Annotated in this window: 12 protein-coding genes and 1 pseudogene; 7 read left to right on the forward strand and 6 right to left on the reverse strand. The window is 51.1% G+C overall.

The annotated features are described in order from the left end of the window. The first annotated feature begins 37 nt into the window (after window positions 1-37). Together EI42_RS18135 and EI42_RS18140 are read left to right on the forward strand one after the other, a co-directional pair. Complete coding sequence (locus tag EI42_RS18135; RefSeq protein WP_111324045.1) at window positions 38-832, forward strand: acyl-homoserine-lactone synthase; 795 nt, start codon at window positions 38-40, stop codon at window positions 830-832. A 44-nt stretch (window positions 833-876) separates the two neighbouring features. Beyond that, window positions 877-1968: a hypothetical protein gene (locus EI42_RS18140; protein ID WP_211326241.1), complete on the forward strand. Its 1092-nt coding sequence runs from the start codon at window positions 877-879 to the stop codon at window positions 1966-1968. 453 nt (window positions 1969-2421) lie between these two features. On the opposite strand, the pseudogene EI42_RS18145 reads toward EI42_RS18140, so the two are convergent. Continuing rightward, window positions 2422-3257 (reverse strand): annotated as a pseudogene (locus EI42_RS18145) (SDR family oxidoreductase). 321 nt (window positions 3258-3578) lie between these two features. On the opposite strand from EI42_RS18145, the gene EI42_RS33930 reads away from it, so the two are divergent. The 5 genes from EI42_RS33930 to EI42_RS18165 all read left to right on the forward strand — a co-directional run bounded on the left by EI42_RS33930 (window position 3579) and on the right by EI42_RS18165 (window position 7101). Further along, entirely contained in the window at window positions 3579-3803 is a 225-nt protein-coding gene (locus tag EI42_RS33930; protein WP_246046477.1) for a helix-turn-helix domain-containing protein, read from the forward strand. A 90-nt stretch (window positions 3804-3893) separates the two neighbouring features. Then, on the forward strand, window positions 3894-4421 hold the full coding sequence (locus EI42_RS33935) for an MmyB family transcriptional regulator (protein ID WP_249033468.1): 528 nt from the start codon (window positions 3894-3896) through the stop codon (window positions 4419-4421). Window positions 4422-4679: 258 nt separating this feature from the next. Next, window positions 4680-4874, forward strand: coding sequence for a hypothetical protein (locus tag EI42_RS18155; RefSeq protein WP_111324047.1), 195 nt, complete (start codon window positions 4680-4682; stop codon window positions 4872-4874). 463 nt (window positions 4875-5337) lie between these two features. Then, window positions 5338-6462 carry an NADH-quinone oxidoreductase subunit D gene (locus EI42_RS18160; RefSeq protein WP_111324048.1) on the forward strand — a complete coding sequence of 375 codons (1125 nt, stop codon included), beginning with the start codon at window positions 5338-5340 and terminating at the stop codon, window positions 6460-6462. A 66-nt stretch (window positions 6463-6528) separates the two neighbouring features. Further along, entirely contained in the window at window positions 6529-7101 is a 573-nt protein-coding gene (locus tag EI42_RS18165; protein ID WP_211326242.1) for a TetR/AcrR family transcriptional regulator, read from the forward strand. A gap of 156 nt (window positions 7102-7257) precedes the next feature. On the opposite strand, the gene EI42_RS18170 is transcribed toward EI42_RS18165, so the two are convergent. From EI42_RS18170 to EI42_RS18195, 5 genes are all read right to left on the reverse strand, one after another. Next, the gene (locus EI42_RS18170) at window positions 7258-8202 is read right to left on the reverse strand and encodes an NAD-dependent epimerase/dehydratase family protein (protein ID WP_111324050.1); all 945 of its coding nucleotides are present in this window, start codon (window positions 8200-8202) and stop codon (window positions 7258-7260) included. 1309 nt (window positions 8203-9511) lie between these two features. Next, entirely contained in the window at window positions 9512-9898 is a 387-nt protein-coding gene (locus tag EI42_RS18180) for a hypothetical protein (protein ID WP_137686321.1), read from the reverse strand. Between the two features lie 19 nt (window positions 9899-9917). Further along, window positions 9918-10946, reverse strand: coding sequence for a hypothetical protein (locus tag EI42_RS18185; RefSeq protein WP_111324053.1), 1029 nt, complete (start codon window positions 10944-10946; stop codon window positions 9918-9920). A 14-nt stretch (window positions 10947-10960) separates the two neighbouring features. After that, the gene (locus tag EI42_RS18190) at window positions 10961-14410 is read right to left on the reverse strand and encodes a beta-propeller fold lactonase family protein (protein WP_170142731.1); all 3450 of its coding nucleotides are present in this window, start codon (window positions 14408-14410) and stop codon (window positions 10961-10963) included. A gap of 13 nt (window positions 14411-14423) precedes the next feature. Beyond that, a complete protein-coding gene (locus EI42_RS18195; RefSeq protein ID WP_111324055.1) occupies window positions 14424-18440 on the reverse strand; it encodes a hypothetical protein in 4017 nt (1338 codons plus the stop codon). Window positions 18441-18445: the final 5 nt, after the last annotated feature.

The raw sequence follows: 18445 nt of genomic DNA on the forward strand, positions 1-18445 counted from the left end.
CCTGAAGAGTAGCTGTTTCTAGTCAAGGAATAAAAATATGCAAGAGAACAAATTAACGCATTTTCCCTCTTCAATCACAGATCTATTCCCGAGCAGAGATTTTATTGAGCAGGGACAGCATTATTGTGTTAGCTCTATTCCCTGGGATGATGTTGAGCGCCAGAAGGAGTATCAGAAGCTCAGAACGGATGTTTTTGTTGAGCAATTAGGTTGGGATCTTCCTGTTACTGATGAAGGGTGTGAATGTGACCACTATGATCGTGATAGGTTGAGCCATGTAGCCTGTTTTGGGGTTTATGGGCGGATTGAGATGCGACAAACACAACAGTTACTTGGGGGCACTCGCTTGTTTCTTCCTTCTTCCTGGGAAGAGACTATGATATGCACCGATTTTGTGCAGGCAGGAATGGTTCCCACTGAAATCTGTGTCCTTTTGCAGGAACGCTACAATGTGCAGATGCTTATTGAACTAACACGTTTGTGTGTTCGTCGTTACAAAGTGAAAAAAGGAGATGAAAGATCGTTTGCAGCAGATGTCGTTAGAGATCTCATCTATGCAGCGGTTTATGCTATTGCCGAGGGTACGGGTCGTCCTTTTGCATTAGCAATGGTTGATGCTCTCTGTTGGAGAGTGATAAAACACTCACATTTTCATTTTCAGCTCTTGCATTCTCATCAGCTTCATATGAGACAAGGATATGCATTAGTGTTAATTGATTTAATTCAGACTCTATATATGGTGAGAGAGGCAAGAGATGGGGAATCAAGATTTAATCGTATGATAGCATTGCTAAAGAATAGGGATCTCTTTCTTAAGAGTATTTTATCCTGAGAAGAGAAAGAGTTTCTTATTACTTTGGAAAAGAAAGTATAAAGTTGGAGGAAGGTGCATTCATGCAAACTCCGCCGAGTTTTTCCAATGTTGAGACAGATGTGTCAACTTCAAGTAAGGGATTACTCGCTTTTTGGCTTCGATTAACCACGCCCCGCCCTACCCATTCTGATGATCCTGTCATGGCACGTACACTACGTGAGCGTGAACGCCGTTCACGCTTGATCAGTTTTATCATTCCTTTTGTTTTTTTTGCACCATTGTTTTTGCTTCAGCAGGCTTATCAAGATATTGGGACAGCGATAGCAATTATTTTGATGATGCCACTGTCTATCCTGTCATTGATCTGTAATCGCTTTGGGAAGCAGACCATTGCATCCTTGCTGTTGCTCTTTGGTATGGAGATCGCAATTGAAGGGAGCCTGCTAGGGGCGCCGGGGGGATTAGGGACAGGGTGGTTATTGACCTTCGATCTTTTTATCTTTCCACTATTTGTTTCGGCCATTTTGCTTTCACGTTTCTATCTCTGGTTTTTTCTTGCGCTCCATTGCACATTTATTTTGGGAGATGTGTTTCTATTGAAACACACAGCGGATATCTCAGCTCTCATAGCCCAATGGAATGGACCTGCTGTTCTCTTTGCAAGACCGCTTATTTTGCAGTTAGGTATTGCTCTATTGAGTGCCCTTGCTGTTAGCTCTATGGAACGTGCTATCGAGCGTGCTGATAACGCGGAGGAACTCGTCGCGCTTGAACGGGCTGTTTCACAGGAGAGAAAAGAACTGGAAGAAGCAGCTTTTCATTTGCGAGATGTTCATGCTCATGTAGCAAATGGACACTACAAAGTTCGAGCCAATGTTCCGCAAGGAAATGCGCTCTGGGAAGTGGCTCGCTCTCTGAACAATTTGCTTTCGCGCTTTGAACATGCATGGCAGGCAGAACATCGCCTAAAGCGGACCGAAGAAGAAATTCAACGCCTTGTAACTGCTATTGACGAGGCTAAACAAGGGAAACATCCACTCTGGCCTGCTAACAGCGGGACCAGTGTTGACTTGTTATTATCTCGCATAGTAACAAAGGAGATGAGGACGCCTCGGAACACAACTTCGTTCCCGAAAAAAACGCCTTGGGCATAAGAGATGTCAGGGTGCCCTATATGACTTCACCCAAAAACAACCACGCAACCACTAGGCAAATGAAGCCATATAGGGCACAATGGGATTGAACCTTTCCTCCAATGAGCACAAAATATAGCACAACCCTATGTTCTGTTGTTGGATATATTCTTTGACATCTTTTCCATTGGACTTTTTCATTCATCACTGTTTTGTAAATCGATGCGCTCAGGATCGAGCGACGAGGGAGTATATAGGTAGACACGCCGACTTATAACATGGTAACAGGAGAAGTTAGGATGCGGAAAGAGGAAGCCGGGGGTTTATGTGGCCCGGCAGCACAGATATGAAAAAGAACAATGCGTTTTCCTGGAAACTCCTGGTGTGAAACGGTCAACGCAATGTTAACCATGCCTCGTTCGTGAAGTAGTAATCGCCGTCGAGATCCGCCAGCAAACCGGGTTGCACGGGGTGCTATCCCAACCGTTGTCGGGTCTGCGTGCTCGATGCCGGGAGGTCCAGTGAGAAAATATGCCCGATTCAGCCGAAGTGTGAGCCCGCTTCCTCGATAGGCAGAGAGACAGCCGGAACGCCCGGGCGGCGGGAAATGACGCCTGCGATCTCGCACACTGGCACCCCTTCGTCTGCGACCGCATGCAACACTGATCCTGTCGGGGCCTTCTCCAGTGCCAATTGGAACAGGTGTGCAGCATCAAGCCGGTGCACAGCGGGCCAACGATTCGATCCGTCGCCTGGGTACGCCGATATAGCTTTCGACGAGCAAGGCTGATGAGGGTCGGGACAAAACCGTGATCGCCCTCGCCATGTGTTGTCGGCGGCAGTCGTACGATTGACACGCGCACACCACGCGAGGAAAGTTCCAGCGCCGCTTCTTCCGAGGCAACACGATACCCCCCAACTGAGCCGGGAGACGCTGCGTCCTCCTCCGTCCCAAGATGGCCCGGTTGGAGAAGACCAGTAGCGGAGGTCACGACAAATGGGCGGCCGGAGCCAGCAAGTTCCGCACCAAGCGCCTTGATAGCATGGCATATCCCTTCACCGCCCCTCCCAAGATCGGAAGATGTCGTGAAGTAGGCGGTATGAATGACGCCGTCGGATGCCGCTGCTCCGCTGCGCAGGCTGTCAAGATCATCGAGGGAACCGCGATATACCTGTGCACCGATAGATGCGAGCGATGTGGCAGCGGCATCTGAGCGAGCTAGGCCGAGGACCTGATGCCCGCTAGCGAAAAGCTCGCGGACGATGGCCAAGCCAATATATCCGGTTGCGCCGGTAACAAAAACTTTTATGAGAAATTCCTCCATCATAACGTAAGCGTGGGATTTTGATCGTGTGACCTCCTACACATTAAGTCAGGTGATACTGTATGACTACTTGTATCGTTGCCTGTATGCGCGTCGATCTGGCAAGCGATGCAGCCAGCATCACGCCCTTTGACAAGCGTTCCTTGACCGAATAGGTATTGATATCATGCTCTTGTCGCGCAAGCGTTGTTTTCGACACATCGGCAGTGTATACTACGAGTGATCCCAGAACAAGATGAGTGTTGATCCTAGAAGTGAGACTCCTATGGTTCCGCAACAAGGCGGATACAAGAGAGAGAGAGAGGAATGATGGGACGAGAGCAAGAGACCCGGCGCTTGCAAGAACTGGGAGATTTTCTGCGCACCAGGAGGGATCGGTTGGCTCCTGAAGACGTGGGGATACCGCGAGGAAGCAGACGGCGAGCCCCAGGACTCAGACGCGCAGAAGTTGCCCACTTGGCAGGCGTCAGTGTGGACTGGTATACCTGGTTGGAGCAGGGGCGCCCAATCAGCGTTTCGACGCAGGTCTGAGAAAGTCTCGTGCAGGCCTTACGCTTGAATGCCGATGAGCGAGCGCACCTCTTCTTCTTAGCGCGCCAACAACCTCCTCCAGCGAGGGCCATGGAGCCTGAAACCGTGAGTCCGGCGTTACAGCTCTTCCTCGATCATCAAGGTCTCAGTCCAGCCTTTGTGACCGGACGACGATGGGATGTAGTGGCCTGGAACGAAGCAGCACGCGTCGTCTTTGGCGATTATGAGCAGATGAGCGCTCACGAACGCAACTCTGTCTGGCGAATGTTTACTTCTCCAACGTATCGGCAATTTCTTGTCGATTGGGAAGGGCATGCGCGACGGCTCCTGGCCCAATTCCGTGCCATGTGTGGTCGCTATCCTGGTGATCCCTGGTTGACAGAGTTGATCCAGGATCTGATGATTGCCAGCCCTGAATTTCGGGCCTGGTGGCCCGATCATGAGGTGCTCAGTGCGTCAGAAGATCACAAAATATTCAAGCATCCACAAGGAGGCTCTCTCGTGTTTGAGCTTGTCACGTTTCAGGTGTCTGACGCCCCGGGTCTCACGGTGACTGTATACATCCCGTTGGATGAAGCAGATACACCAGCCAAGGTCTCCCAACTGCTTTCTTCGTGATCAAGCGTCTCTTTTTCCTCTATTTTGTGGATATGTGAAATGGGGCAGAGGCGCCCCATTTTCTTTTTGTTGCCAGAATGATATGAGAACGCTAGCTGAGCGTCCTATCTTCGTTGGGAATGGAGATGTGCCAACTATCCAGCGAAAGTTCGCGGTGCTCAAGCAACATTGTGAGGCTGTAGGACGAGCCTATGAGCATGTTCATCGTACTATCACCGCATTGTGTCTATCGCAGAACCTGATGAGGAGGCAAGGGCAATGGTCCAACCAGAGTTTTTCAACCTTCTCAAACGAATGGGTTTGTGTGTCCTGATGGAAAGCCCTGAAACTATTCGCAAGCAGCTCGCTGAGTTGGAGAATGTTGGTGTGCAGGAAGTAATTCTCAGCTTTCCTGATACCCTGCAATTGGATTCATTGCGTTTCTTCGCTCGCGAGATTATAGCGAATGCCTGATGTTTTCAGGCAACCTTATGAGAAATTATTATGGGATGGACGTGGAGCGGTAGATCTGCTCGACTTTCTTCCCCCTGTTCCCACTAGATGGTCTGCAGGTTCTCCGGATCTGATACCAGCGGATCGTAGTCGCAAGCGCTTCTTTCAGTGGTGTGGCATGTAGGCCGAAGGCCTGTTCAAAGACGCTCGAAATATTTCGTTCACCCACAGTCTGTTGTCTTAGAAATCTGCATATACCCTTTTTCCTCACCTGCTACGAATTCCCGTATACGATGCTGTTTTCGGAAGGCGCGTGGCTGCTCTGGAAATTCTGCACCTTCTGACTCTCAGAGATGCACAACGGCTCGTACATGTCTCTGAGAGGACGGAAATAGGATCCAGGCTTCCTTGCATCTTGCCTTTGTCCTGTCTATAATATGACTATAATCATTTATGACTATAGTCATTGAAGGAGGAAGGACATATGAGCAAGCCAGTAGAAAACGTTGATCCAGTCTCTTCGCAAGAAATGCTATTGAACATGGGGCCGCAGCACCCGAGCACACACGGCGTCTTGCGGCTGATGCTGATGCTGGAAGGAGAGACCATTACAAGTTGTACTCCGGTGATCGGCTATCTGCATCGTGGCATTGAGAAAATACTTGAAAATCGAACTGTGATGGCCGGCATTCGCTATATGGATAATGTAGATTACCTATCCCCGATGATCCAGGAGACGGCCTATGTCGGCGCGGTTGAGCAGCTTATGGGTATTGAGCCTCCACGACGGGCGCAGTATATTCGATTGCTCACGAATGAGCTGCAACGTATCGCCAGCCATCTGGTAGCGGTTGGCTCCTTTGTGATGGATCTGGGAGCGACAACGCCGTTTCTATGGGCTTTCCGTCACCGCGAACGGATTCTGGATTTATTTGAGGCGCTTGGAGGAAGTCGCTTCAACGTGAACTATATGCGTGTTGGAGGCGTACTTCATGACCTTCCGTCCGGTTGGCTGAAGCGATGTGAAGAGTTCCTTGACTATATTGAACGTGAGATAGATGAGATGCAAGGGCTGGCTGAGGGAAGCGAGATCTTTCAGATACGCACAAAAGGAGTAGGCTATATTGATCCACAGCGGGCGCTTGCTTACGGGATGACGGGGCCGATTCTACGTGCGAGTGGCGTGGAATGGGACCTGCGTAAGCATCGGCCTTATATGGCATATCGTGAGGTTCCGGTCAAGGTACAAACGGGCCAGGAAGGTGACAGCTACGCTCGAAATCATGTGCGCCTGCTTGAAATACGCGAAAGTATTCGGCTCTGCCGGACCGCTTTGGAGAAGCTGCCCGGGGGGCCAATCTCGACCCGAACCCCTGTAATGCTGCGCCCACCACGCGGTGAAACCTATTTCGCTGTTGAAAGCAGCAAGGGAGAGCTTGGTATTTATCTCATCAGTGATGGGAGTGAATTTCCCTGGCGTGTCAAGCTGCGCGGCCCATCGTTTACCAATCTTCAGATATTGCCAGAGTTGCTACGAGGCTATAAAATGAGTGATGTTGTTGCGATTCTGGGAAGCTTAGATGTTATCATGGGAGATGTTGACCGCTAGGCCCGCCTGGAATCTTCACACAGGACGGGGAGAATGGGATTACGAGAAAAAAATAAACAGCAAAAGTTGGAACGCATTGTGAAAGCCGCCCGAGAACTCTTTGCAGAGAAAGGATATGCAGAGACGACCACTTTTGAGGTTGCGGAGCGGGCTGAAATCGGGACCGGGACGCTCTTTCTTTATGTGAAGAAGAAATCCGAACTGCTTCTGTTGGTCTATGGCGATGTGATTCGGCAGACCACTGATCAACAGTTTGCGACGCTGCCTGAAGCGGCCTCCTTACTTGACTCGTTGCTGCATATCTTTACGGCCTTCTTTCATCTGTATGAGCAGCGGCCCGATGATGCTTATGCGTATATTAAAGAGGTTCTCTTTCATGAAGCGGACCGCCTGCATAGCTCACATATCGAACAATTCAGCTTTTTTCTGGAAAAAATGGCGATACTGGTCGAGCGGGCTCAGGAGCGGGGTGAGGTCGCTCCTGATATCGATGTGCAACTTGCAAGCGCTAATTTTTTCTCGATCTATTATATGACCCTGACAAGCTGGCTTGGGGGTATGAGATCACAGGGAGAGGCATTAGAGTATCTGAAAAGCTCTCTTGCTCTTTTTATTCGGGGGCTACTTCCGCGCAGTTAAATAGAATATCTGTTTGTCCGTATTCGGGCTATGCCACACATAGAAGAGGATATTGCAGTTCAGGGGCAATCGCTTCTCAGAAGAGCGCAGAAGGGAAAAAGGTACACAGAGGATGTCTGTCGTGGAGTTCTCTGTGTACCGTTCTGAGCGTTTGTCCTAGCGTGTCTGATACCAGCAGATCGTAGTCGCAAGCGCTTCTTTCAGCGGTGTTGCATGCAAACCGAAGGCCTGTTCAAAGGCGCTCGAATCGACAATTTGTGGCTCAGTATACTGGTAGAAGAGTTCGCTGTACTCTTCGGCAAAAGCCTGGTCGAAAATGCCCTGTTCATGCGCGAAGCCTACGGACGGAACCGAGAAGAGGTGCAGCGGGTAGCCCAGTTCCTGCTCGATGAGCTGGATGACCTCACGCGTTGAGATGACAGGAGCAACTGGTAAGAGCCATTCTTTTCCATGAGCCTCATTGCGCTCTCCCAGAATGATCAGGCTTCGAGCAATATCGGGCATATAGCTGTAGCTGTGAGGAAGATCGATATTTCCCAGAACCAGAACCGGCTGTTGCGAGAGGGCCGCAGGGAAAACATATTGTCCCAGAGATGAATTGAGCGCTCGTGGACCGAAGAAGTCAGCCGCACGCCCGATGACAACGCGGGCCTTGCCCACTTGATGCGCTTGCAGATAACCCCACATCAGTTCGGCCCGAAGACGCCCTTTGCGGGATGTGGCTCTGTGAGCCATTGCTTCTGTCATGGGCTGTCCATGTGTTTCCCCATACAGATAGAGATTGTCAATGACAACAAGTGTTGCCCCGTGGGTCGCCGCACTCTCAATCATATTCTCCTGAAGGCGAGGCAATACCTCTGGCCATTGTTCGTAAGGGGCATGGGTGGCGTTGTAGATCACTGCCGCCCCCTCGCTGAGCTCGCGAGCCACCGCGAGGCTGGAAATGTCTCCAGCGACCAGTTCTGCACCTCTGGGAACCGCTCCTTTGCCGCTGCGGTTGACCAGGCGAACCTGTTTTCCTCGGGCAAGGAGTTCCTCAGCAAGGGAGAACCCGACCGGGCCGGTGCCGAAAATGACGTGCAGTTCTTTTGCTGTATGCATATTTTTTTCTCCTTAGAATATGTGTCGTATCTTTTCTTGTCAGGTGCATGTTTCTGCTGGCAGTGAGACCAGGTTCAACATTTCTGTTGTCTCTGAAGAGAAGTATAGAGCAGAAGGAACGGAAAACCATCACCCGTGTTCGTGATTCTCGCGGGTGATATCTGCGAGATTGAAGCTGATCTCAAAGCGACAGGCAGCTTGTGCCAGGGGTGCGTGGATTGTTGAACGCTAACCTTATGCAGTTTGATAGAGGCTTGTCCTGGCAAAGGGGAAAATGTGCGCCTTCTTCCCAACCTTTCCCAACAGCAAAGGCTCCGGATCACACATAAAGTAGTTACAGGATCGAGAACCACGTATCTGGATAGTGTTAGAATGAAATTTGCAGGGAAAAAGGGACTATAGAATATGAGATGAACATAGATAGCGAGAAATGAGTATGTAACAAGGATAGAGAAAAGGGATTCATTGTTCATCTGAGAGGATCCCCGGGGCTGCCTGTTCTCAGATGGTCTCGCTTTTTCTGTCCGGTGTACTGACCGGAACGGTATCTCAGAGGGAGATGCCCGAGGGCAACTTCTTTGGGGAGCTAGCCTCCCTTTTCCTGAAGGGCTCCTATTGCTTCTCTCGAAGCAATGGACTTCCAGCGGGGGCGAAAAAACAGATAGAGGCTCTCTTGCAAGATGAAGGCGAAGAGCAAAGCTGATAAGCGGTTGTATGCTACCAGCACCTCTTTCTTGCTAGAAGGAACTTAGCCAATCCTCCGCTTAAGACTCATTTTCCCTGATTGGGTCTGATCACCACTCAGTAGAAAACGCTGCATCCGTCGTACTTCTTCTGGCGTTGCTCTGGCTCGAGCAATGAGATAGCTTGCTTTGAGTGCCCATATGCTAATGTTGACGGCTTATTTCGCCAGCCGCAGGATGTGGGGTGAGAACGATGCTATTCTGTTCTACAAGCGTGCCAGATTTTGCACCCGGGAGCGCCCAATTGATCTATCCACAGCGTTTCAGCAGCGCAATTCCGCGATCCGCGGATAATTTCAAGAGCCCGGGAACCGAGGCAGAGGCCGCGTGGCTCCTCCACCTTTCAGTTTGTTGGCATTCCTTCGCTCGGGACTTGCGGAATGGTGAAGGAGTCAGAGCGTTTCTCTTCCTTGAAACGCGGGGATCTCAGCCTTCTCTCGCCGCCTTGAAGCGATGAGAGAAGGCGTTGAAGGCCAGGTTAAGGCGGCCCGCGACATGCTGTACGATCCGGAAGTGGATCGTGAGGAGCAAGAGATGCTGATGCTTCAGGGTCAGAGAAAGTGGCCCTATTGTATCGGCATCGAGCGCTCAAGCAAGATGTGTTCCTGAAATCTGGCCGCTTTCTCTACAGTGGCAGATACCGTCACATCGATTTTTCCACAGCATGGAGGGATAGTAGTTCCAAACCAATAGGACAGCTCCAGATGTGTTGTGAACTGTGCTGGATACCGTACTTGGAATGAGACAATAGATTGCTTCGATGTTGGTGGAAGCGTGCCGAGTGGAATCTGAATTGTATTCCGGGCATCTGGTCCCGGCACGAACAAGGAATATGCACCATCAGCGGGGATCTGTTGGAAACAGATTGAAAACGTCACTGCAGCTTCTGTATTCCCGACATTGATGGCTTCTTTCAAGACGATGGCAGGCTTTAACTGGCCCTCAGACATCATAAACTCCTTTCCTGAGCCCTTATTGTTCAATCTTATGTACCCATCGTTGTTGTCCCAGCACGAACCCCTTTTTAATTGGAATGCATGTAGAAAAGGCAGTATGACCCGCAGCGTAGTACACTAACGGTAGGGTGAGATGCGGGAAACGCTCATAGAATCGTGCCTGAGAGAAGGATGATACTGGTTGTATGGCATCGATCTTAACAGCGGCGCCAACGGGGATCGTTCCACTGCTTTTATCGTACTCAATAACAATGGAGGTGTTGTAGTTCTGGGGAAGCTCAATCTCGTAGGTGTGATTCTGTCCATCCGGCGGAATCGCGCCTTGAAAGTACAGGTTATCTTTTCCCTGCCACTTCACACCGGGAATGCTGATTGAGTAATTGCCCGAGGGAAATTGAGGAAACCCGACAGTGATATGAAGCAGCAAGTCGTCGGTTGTGCCCTGTAGTTGTGTCGTATATTTATAGTCAGGTGGAGCTTGAGTTAATGTGACTGTATTACGGGTTACAAACGGGTTATCAACCAGGAAAGCCTGAAACTGAGTATCATCCATAGAAGGCATTCCTGCGAAGTCGGGAGGCTTCTTCCCATCTTGCCCGATCCAGACAATCATGCAGTAGTGCTTTCCTCCCTCCAGGTGGGGAGGTGTCCAGAGCAGGGGTTCAGACACGACGATTTCTCCCTTCTTTTCCGCTTTGAGAAGGGTATCATTCGCCTGGGTCCCGTCCTGCCTGACGATGGAAGGATCACCTTTTCCCTTCCATTGATTTGGCCAGAGAATCAATGAGCTTTCGACATAGTAGAGGTAAACATTTGCGCTTGCCGGCCCGTCTGTTAGATTTTTGCCGCGAAAGTATATATAATTCGTGCGAGTCATTGGAAGCGGCTGCTCGAAATCTGTATCATATTCGCGTGCAAACTGTTGTGGGTCTCCGGGAGAAGTCCCATTAGGGATGATATCGGGACTGCTGGCCCATCCTGCTCGGGCGGAGGTTTCTGCCTGGCCCATATACTGGCGCAAAAAAATGCCGCTTGTCTGTGTCATCTTCCTGCTCCTTTTTACTCTGGTTGCACCTGACGTAACACGAACACCGTAGAGCCGCCCCTATCGGTGACGAATATCTCTGCACCATCGGGCTGTGTTGCGATCCCGTACGAAATGACAGTGGCTCCAGGCCAGAGGTACGTTCTACTCAGGCGAAGCGAAACCGGGTCAACGATTCGCACGCCGCTGGCATCGGTTGCAAACAATGCTGTCCCATCCGGTGAGGGAACGACATACTGAATGGATGCAACCTTTTGCTCAATGCCCAGATGCACCGTTCTGATATGCATGGTCCTGGGATTGATGACCGAGATCATATTCATGTTTGCATCTGCACCCGGGTCTGTGTCCTTCACACTGAACACATAGAGGCGAGCGCCATCGGGGAGCGCAGTCAGAGCCTCGGGCCTCCCTTCAAGCTCATGACTCTTTACCTGATAGCTTCCTTCCTCATGATAGATCTGATGCAGAAGAGGAACGCTTGATTCCGTTACAAACGCTTGAGAGCCATCGGCCAGCACACAGAGAGACTTGAACCCCTTGGTGGATGGATGCTCATAAAGTTCCTTCTCTGCAAGCTTTTTCGGTGTCTGTCCGGTGATGTCAAAAACTTGCATATAATAGCGTTGCTTATCGTCGCATAGAAGAAACAGGCGTTCTCCATTTGCAGAAACGTCGAGTAGAAGCGGTTGGTGTCCTCCCTCCAGCGGTACCCTCTGCGTTTCAAACGTCCCGGTATCGATAAGAAGGAGATCCGTCGAAGCCTTTTCAAGCGCGAAGGCGAACTGACGATTCTTGTCAGGATGAACAGCACAGGTGATCAGATCGGTCGTTTCCAGGTGAGTCGTGCTGATTCCTGAAATTCGGTCATAGACGGAGAGACCGGGAATATCTTTCGGGTGCAAGATATCTCGAATCAGTGCGTTATGCCAGGAATAGATCTGCTTTGCATCTGGTGTCACAACGACTCCGGTTGGTTTTTCGACTGAGGGAATGGAAGTCGTTTCTGCCTCATAGGTCGCAAGCGTCAACACACTTATTGAAGCATCGCCAGTATTGGTAACCAGTACCAATCCATCGTCGAGTGTGACCGTGACACCTGTTGGTTTCTCCCCTACCTGAATGTTTTCTTCCAGCACCTTACAATCTTTTGGCAAGGTACCACAGGCGATCAAGGCAAGCGCGTTCTTCTTTTCCAGCGAGACAAAGGCATATCTCCCACCTGCCATCATTGCGAAAGAGACAGGTGTTTCTACAGGAAGATGCTGGCGTGGTGAACCATCGGGGTAGGAAGTACTCAAAGCAAACACCCCATTTGCGGAGGCTACCAGCAAGATCTGACCATCACGGGTAATACCAAGTCCACGCGGCTGTTGTCCGATATTGCCAATCGTACTTATCAGGGCATAGTTTCGCTTTGCATCTACACCAATGATCGAAATGGTGTTCTCGCCGGCATTAGAAACGTAGACCCGGGCGCCGGATGGGTCAAGCGCGATATCTGTTGGCTCTTTCCCGACCGCGACTTCGCCCTGTTTGTGGTATGTGTTTCCCTCCTGCATCAGAATGACCAGCTTGCCCGCACGGTGGGCATCTTGTGTTGTCACAAACAGCGTTTTCGCATCTCGCGAAATCGCGACAGCCGTTGGTTTATCGCTGACATCTGGCAACGCAGCAGACTGAAAAGTGTAATAAGGGCGTGTTTGCGTCTCCTGTATATGGATCAGGGTAAGCTGTCCATCTCCTGAGGCAACGAAGACAAAGCTCCCATCAGGCGCGAAGGCCAGATAGGGTGTGTCTCCGGTTGCAAGCGGCTCTCCGATCGGCTGATAGAGGGCGTTGTCAATAAATGAGATTTGATGCTCATGCGCCAGAGCTGTGAGCGGTGCTGTCGGAGAGGCTGCGACCAGACGTGCCTTTTGCGCGAGTGGATAGCGTTGGTGCTGTGTTTTAAAGGCAGAAAGGACCAGCTTCCGATTCTGAACGTTTTCCTGATATTGCGAAATGGGAATCAAAGTCATCATCTGAGGCTGCTGAATGGACTTCGTGACGCTGCCAAGTGGCTCATAGGTGTCGCCACTTGTGCCCTCGCGGCTGCTCACAAGCCTGATGCGCTCGTTTGAATCCACCGCCCAGGAAAAGGTGACATCACAGGGAAAGTCTTTGTAATAGATGGAGCGTGGAGATGCTGTAAACGAGTTGATGCGTGGGAGTACCACTGCTTCGACCGTGCGATAGGCCACATTATTGCGATCTGCATACGGGCCTTTTGCTGTCAGGGTAAAGGGGGTTGTGGTGAAGATTTCAGCCGGGACACTGGTGAGATTGGTGACATCCTGACAAAGTGGTGCAAGCAAGAGTGAGGTTGCATTCTTTGTCTGCCAACGAACGGTGACCTCTGCCTTTTGCTCGGTCAGATAGGTCGGATTCGGCTCAACCTGCAATGAACTGATCTGTACATGCGGGATCTTATAGAGTGGCAGGATAAAAGAGCCGTCCTGGTAGCCAGGTATGCCTTGATAGGTTAGCAGAAGTGAAGTGGGCCCGGCACGGAAAAGGGTGACAATATTCGTGACGTCGAAGGCGACGTTGGATTGAGGGCCGGTCCCAATGATTGGCTTTCCAACAGGAGGTGTTAGCTTCCATGAAGGGTTCTGTAAGGTTGTGTCAGACTCAATATGCCATTCGTCTGCATTCAGGCCACGAGTTACCTTGATATCGCGCGCATGCTGAATATCCGTCAAGGCTCCATATCCGTAGCCTGTGCCATAGACAAAGGTGAGTACGAATGCGGTTGCAGGGCCAGCCTTGACCTCTTTTCCCTCAGGACCCGGTCCAAAGGCGAGCGTAAAGAAGTTCGCAACTGTATGCTCCTCATCGCTGGTAATAATCGCGTTCGTGTCTGTACTCAGTTGAATATCGCGCTGCAACTCTCGTTTGTGCGTGTCAGGCGGCACCTGAAGCGTGGCGGATAAGGTGTCAAACTGCCCGATCTCGTCATCAGTAATAGATGGAACATGGAAGTAGGTGACAACAGGATAGACAACGCTTCCCTGTGGAGGGGAAGAGAGTGTCAGTGAGGCAAGTGTAATATCAATCTGGTTCCCTGGTCCCGGCTTCAGGGTCTGAAGGACAGTGGGAGTCATACCAATCGTGCGCTGATCCGGGTAGGCCTGGAATGACCATTCCGCAGCCGATGCCTCAAGTTTCTGAAACTCAGACGTGGAGAGATTCAGGCTGGAAAGATCCAGGTAGAGCATAGAGCCATCCGCAGACCCTCCTTGATCTGGTGGAACGTGATGTGAGGCAGGCTTGAAGGTTGCCTCAACATTTGTCGTGATCCGAAGGGAAAGCTGATTGTAAGTGCTATCCGTCGTGATATAGATGGTATTCTTGTCGTGGTCCCTATGATTCCGCAGTTCACAGGTTAACTGTGGTTCCAGAGTGGTTATTTCCTGTTCCATGTTTTCTCCTTTGTTATTGAACAGCAATGAGAATGTCGTACACGCCATTGTTGAGACCATCGAGGTTATAGAAGTCGACATACACATGTTCCTGAGCGTTCCTACTGGTGACGATCACGTTTTCCAGCGTGAGGGTAATGCCCTCCTCAGGTTGGAGCGTGATGGGCTTTCCAGCAACCGGGGTGAATGCCCAGTAATTGCCATAGCGTGTATCATTGAAGCGCTGAAAGGCCCATCCCTCGGCTTTCCACCGTATTTCAGGTATGTTCTGGCTCTCCACCAACCCCCCAAAATGGAGGTAGAGGATAGATCCATAATTGTTCTCTCCTTCGGGAAGTAATTGGCCGGGTTGAAAGACAATGCTGCTTTTGCACTTGTTCTTGAGCGTAAGGGTCAGTGTATTTGCCTTTGCCCGCTGCGCGACGGGTTGACCGCCTGGATTAAGCAATGAGAAAAGGAGGAGTTGAGGATTTAAGCGCAGCCAGCCTTCTGTAATATGCTGTGGGGTATAGGCCCAGACTGCACTATCATTGTCCGCGTGGATATCTGGCTGTACTGTCCACTTCTTTGTTTGACCCTCAATGACCTCTTCGATCCAGGACCACTGGTAGCCTTCCTGAGGCGCAAGGGGAAGGGTGAGCGCACTGGCTCCATACAGAAGCGGCGCGCGAAAGAAGGTCATCGACAGCCTCTGTAAGGCTGTGGTGTGTTCGGCTGGAAGTTGTACCTGCTGTGCAGGTAGAATGCCGGTTGTGGCATGTACTGGCAGGTGAGGATCAATCAGAAGTAATAGCTTCCATTCTTCGCTCTCACCTGCATGCCTGGGCGTTAACAGGACTGTCGTTTGTGAGGGACGGATGACGCCCGAGGTCGCGTCCGGGTTGGCGGCCTCTGAATAGAATGTCGAAAGGTCAAATGTGGTTTGCCCGGACTTGAAATAGCCGATCAATCCATCTGTGAGGTGCTCGAGATGGCCGAGAATGACCGGGAACTGAACCTTTGTAATCCCGCTATCTGTCTCGATGAATTGCCCATCAACCAGCGTTGCCCAATCCTGATTACAGGCCGGTTCTCCTTCGAGCTCCAGACGCAGGGAGGCCTGAACCAGGGCCAGCGGACGCTCTACCAGATTGGGGAGTGCTATATCTGGCCGGGGGAGTGGATGAAGCGCGTTGCAGGCTCTATCGAGTGTTTCCCAGAACGCCTGAAAGAAAGCGGGTGTGCTCTTCTGTAACATCAGGCTGACATCACGAAGAAACGGGTTTTCATATCGCATCACCTGCTCAAGTGGTTGGTCAAGAAAGCGCTCCTCGCCGGGCGCTGGCTGCCATCGGACCTTACTGCGATCCCCATTCAAAAACAAGGTGCCAAGTGGTGAGCCCTGTTGATTGTAGAGAGCAATACTGTTGGTGTAGCGATGAGGAAGTAGCCAACCACAGATAGGGGAGGTTGTGGGATGTATATTCGTCTGGTTCAGGGAGACGCTGTTCGCAGCGATCCAGTGGAACAGAAGACGTGACGGCTGAGCAAGGCGAGGCTGACAAAATGCAACATCCGGTACTGTCTGATCCTGAAACGTAGTTCTCAATGTTTCTGCCAGTGACAGGCTTCGGGCGGCAATGCGACGATTGCGATCAAGCACTGTTCGCTGTTGTCCAAATGCATCCACCAGCAGCAACGAGGAAAGTCTGATATAGCCTGCTCGCAAAGGGTTAAAGAAACTGTTAAAGTTCGGAGCTGTGGTCGCACGGATCTTCTTTTGTATCAGAGCCCTGGTCAGATTTTGCATCGGAACCGGGACATGCATTTGTTGTGGAGGCTCTTGGATCCGTAACTGCAAGCTTTGCTCACGCATCAGCAGCGCAGCGGCAAATCCGCTGAGTGCCTGCGTCTGAATTGGTGTCGCGTTCAGATGATCCAGCATTTTCTTGAGTGGTTCAGTGTCGCTATGGGCAGCCAGCAGCTCCTGCAAATTGAGCGTCGCTTGTGAGGAAAGCACAGTCGATCCTCGATAGCGCTGCGCATATATTGGCTTGCTCGGGTTAACGGGATGAGCAGGATTCGTTTTGTACTTAATGGTTCCTGTTTCGGGGTCAATAGTATAATTGCCAGTAAAAAGCTGAGGGTCATAGTCGAGTGGCTGATTCTCCTGGACAGTTGCAGTCAGCGGCTCATACTCTACCTCCCAGAGCAGGAAAATTGGGAGCCAGGGGTTCGCTCCCATCCAGCGGCGTACGCCAACGGGCGAGGGAAGCATTCCGGTAAAAGTGTAGATATGTTGCGGCTGTGCACGAAGGGCTGCATCCAGTGCCGTTGTCAGGTCGCTTTCTGCTGTGCCTGTTCGGGCAGCCATTAACGCCGTATCAAGTAGACAGGCTTCACGCAAGAGCGCCGTGCAGGTATCGGGATAAGGCAGGTTTTCGGAAAGCCTGAGCGCAGCGAACTGAGTGGCTGTACAGGTCTGTCCCTGGATGGTGACCGCTGTCAAGACCTGATCCGTTTGCCGGCATGCCAGATAGCCCTTCTCATGATACCGTCCATCTCCACCATAACGCTGGGCACGTTCAAGCCCGTTGCCCCCAAGTAAAAGCACTGGTTCGGCAGGTGCTGAGTACATCGGTGCAGGAAGCTCTTTCAAGTGTTGCTGTTCAGTGAGCATATCCTGCACCAGCTTCTTCTGATTGTCAGCCTTCTGCTGTGCTTCTTGCTGCTTCTTCTCCAGGTTAGAGAGTGATTGATACCGCTTCAGCACTGCCTGAAATGCGGCTTGCTGCGTTTGAATGTCCACATGAAAGTAGCGAAACCACTCAGCGAAGAGCTGCCAGAGATACTGCATCAGTTCAGCATAATAACTGTCACTTTCCTGTTGATAGGCATTCAGCAGGCGTAGCGCTTCAGCCAGGCGCAGTGGAAGCAGTGTATCCGTTTCCTGTTCGATGGTGTAGCGTTTGCCTGAGGCTGTAGCACTGAATTGCAGCGTATGGAGCGCGCGGTACAGTTGAGCCAGTTGATCAGGTTGTGGGCGTTGTAACTCTTGCAAGGCGCCAACCTGAAAGGCAGTAAAGAGCTGCTCGTCAATAGCCGTCTGTAAAAACTGTTGCCCACGGAAATACGCGGAAAAGGCTTCGGCTGGTGTGTTTCCGACGGCCACATCTGCGACTACTGACAGGGGTTGATCGTAGCTTTCGACGTAGGTCGTGCGAGGATTCCAGGAGAGACCCTGAATGAAGCCATGATATAGTGTATAGGCAGGAGGCTCTTCCTCGGTAAATGTCCAGGATTGCTGCTCTTGCAAGGTTGACAGCTTTTCCTGATGTATGGAAGCAGAAGCGTAACAGGGGTCATATTCACGTCTGCTAAACCACCCGATCACGACATACGAGAGAAGTGCTTTCTGTCCTTCCTGTAAGGATAGGTCTTTGAGGGTATCGCAAAAACCAAAAACGCTTCGGCAATTGGGATAAAAAGCCGCAAAAGCAATATCACCGCTGGCGGCTGCATGTAAGGGGCTGCCAAACGCTGCTTCAAAGGGAGTTGCTCCCGTTGCGGGATCCGGCTCTTTCCAGGTCGGAGTGAATTCAGTATATTTCCCTACATAGCGAAAGGGCTGTTCCGGGTCATTATGAACTGGCAGCGTAATCACCTTTTGCCCTGCTGGCTGTTCTTCTGAGAGTGCATCACTTTCAATAATCCACGTTTTTGCTTGTGGCTCTGTCCCTTGAATTAGCAGCCGGGTCACAAGCCAGCGATTGGGAGCTGCCGGAAAGCACACTTCTCCTGTTGTATCCACTGTTGCATGCGTCAGCGCGTCGGGAAGCGCCCAGTGCAGATGCACTCCGCTCTCCAGATAGTCATAAGGAGAATCGCGTAGATCACATGTGACATCAGAACCCAGAAACCCGGGTACGCCCATGCCAAGATGTCCTTTATCAAAGGCTGCGGTCAACCCGGAAAACTTGCGGGTTGTCTCCTCGTCGACTGTTCCCACACAGAAGGCCGCCACATCGACCGGGACCAGCAGTCCAGCCATTTTCT

It is taken from the genome of Thermosporothrix hazakensis (genome assembly GCF_003253565.1).
Classification (GTDB): Bacteria; Chloroflexota; Ktedonobacteria; order Ktedonobacterales; family Ktedonobacteraceae; genus Thermosporothrix; species Thermosporothrix hazakensis.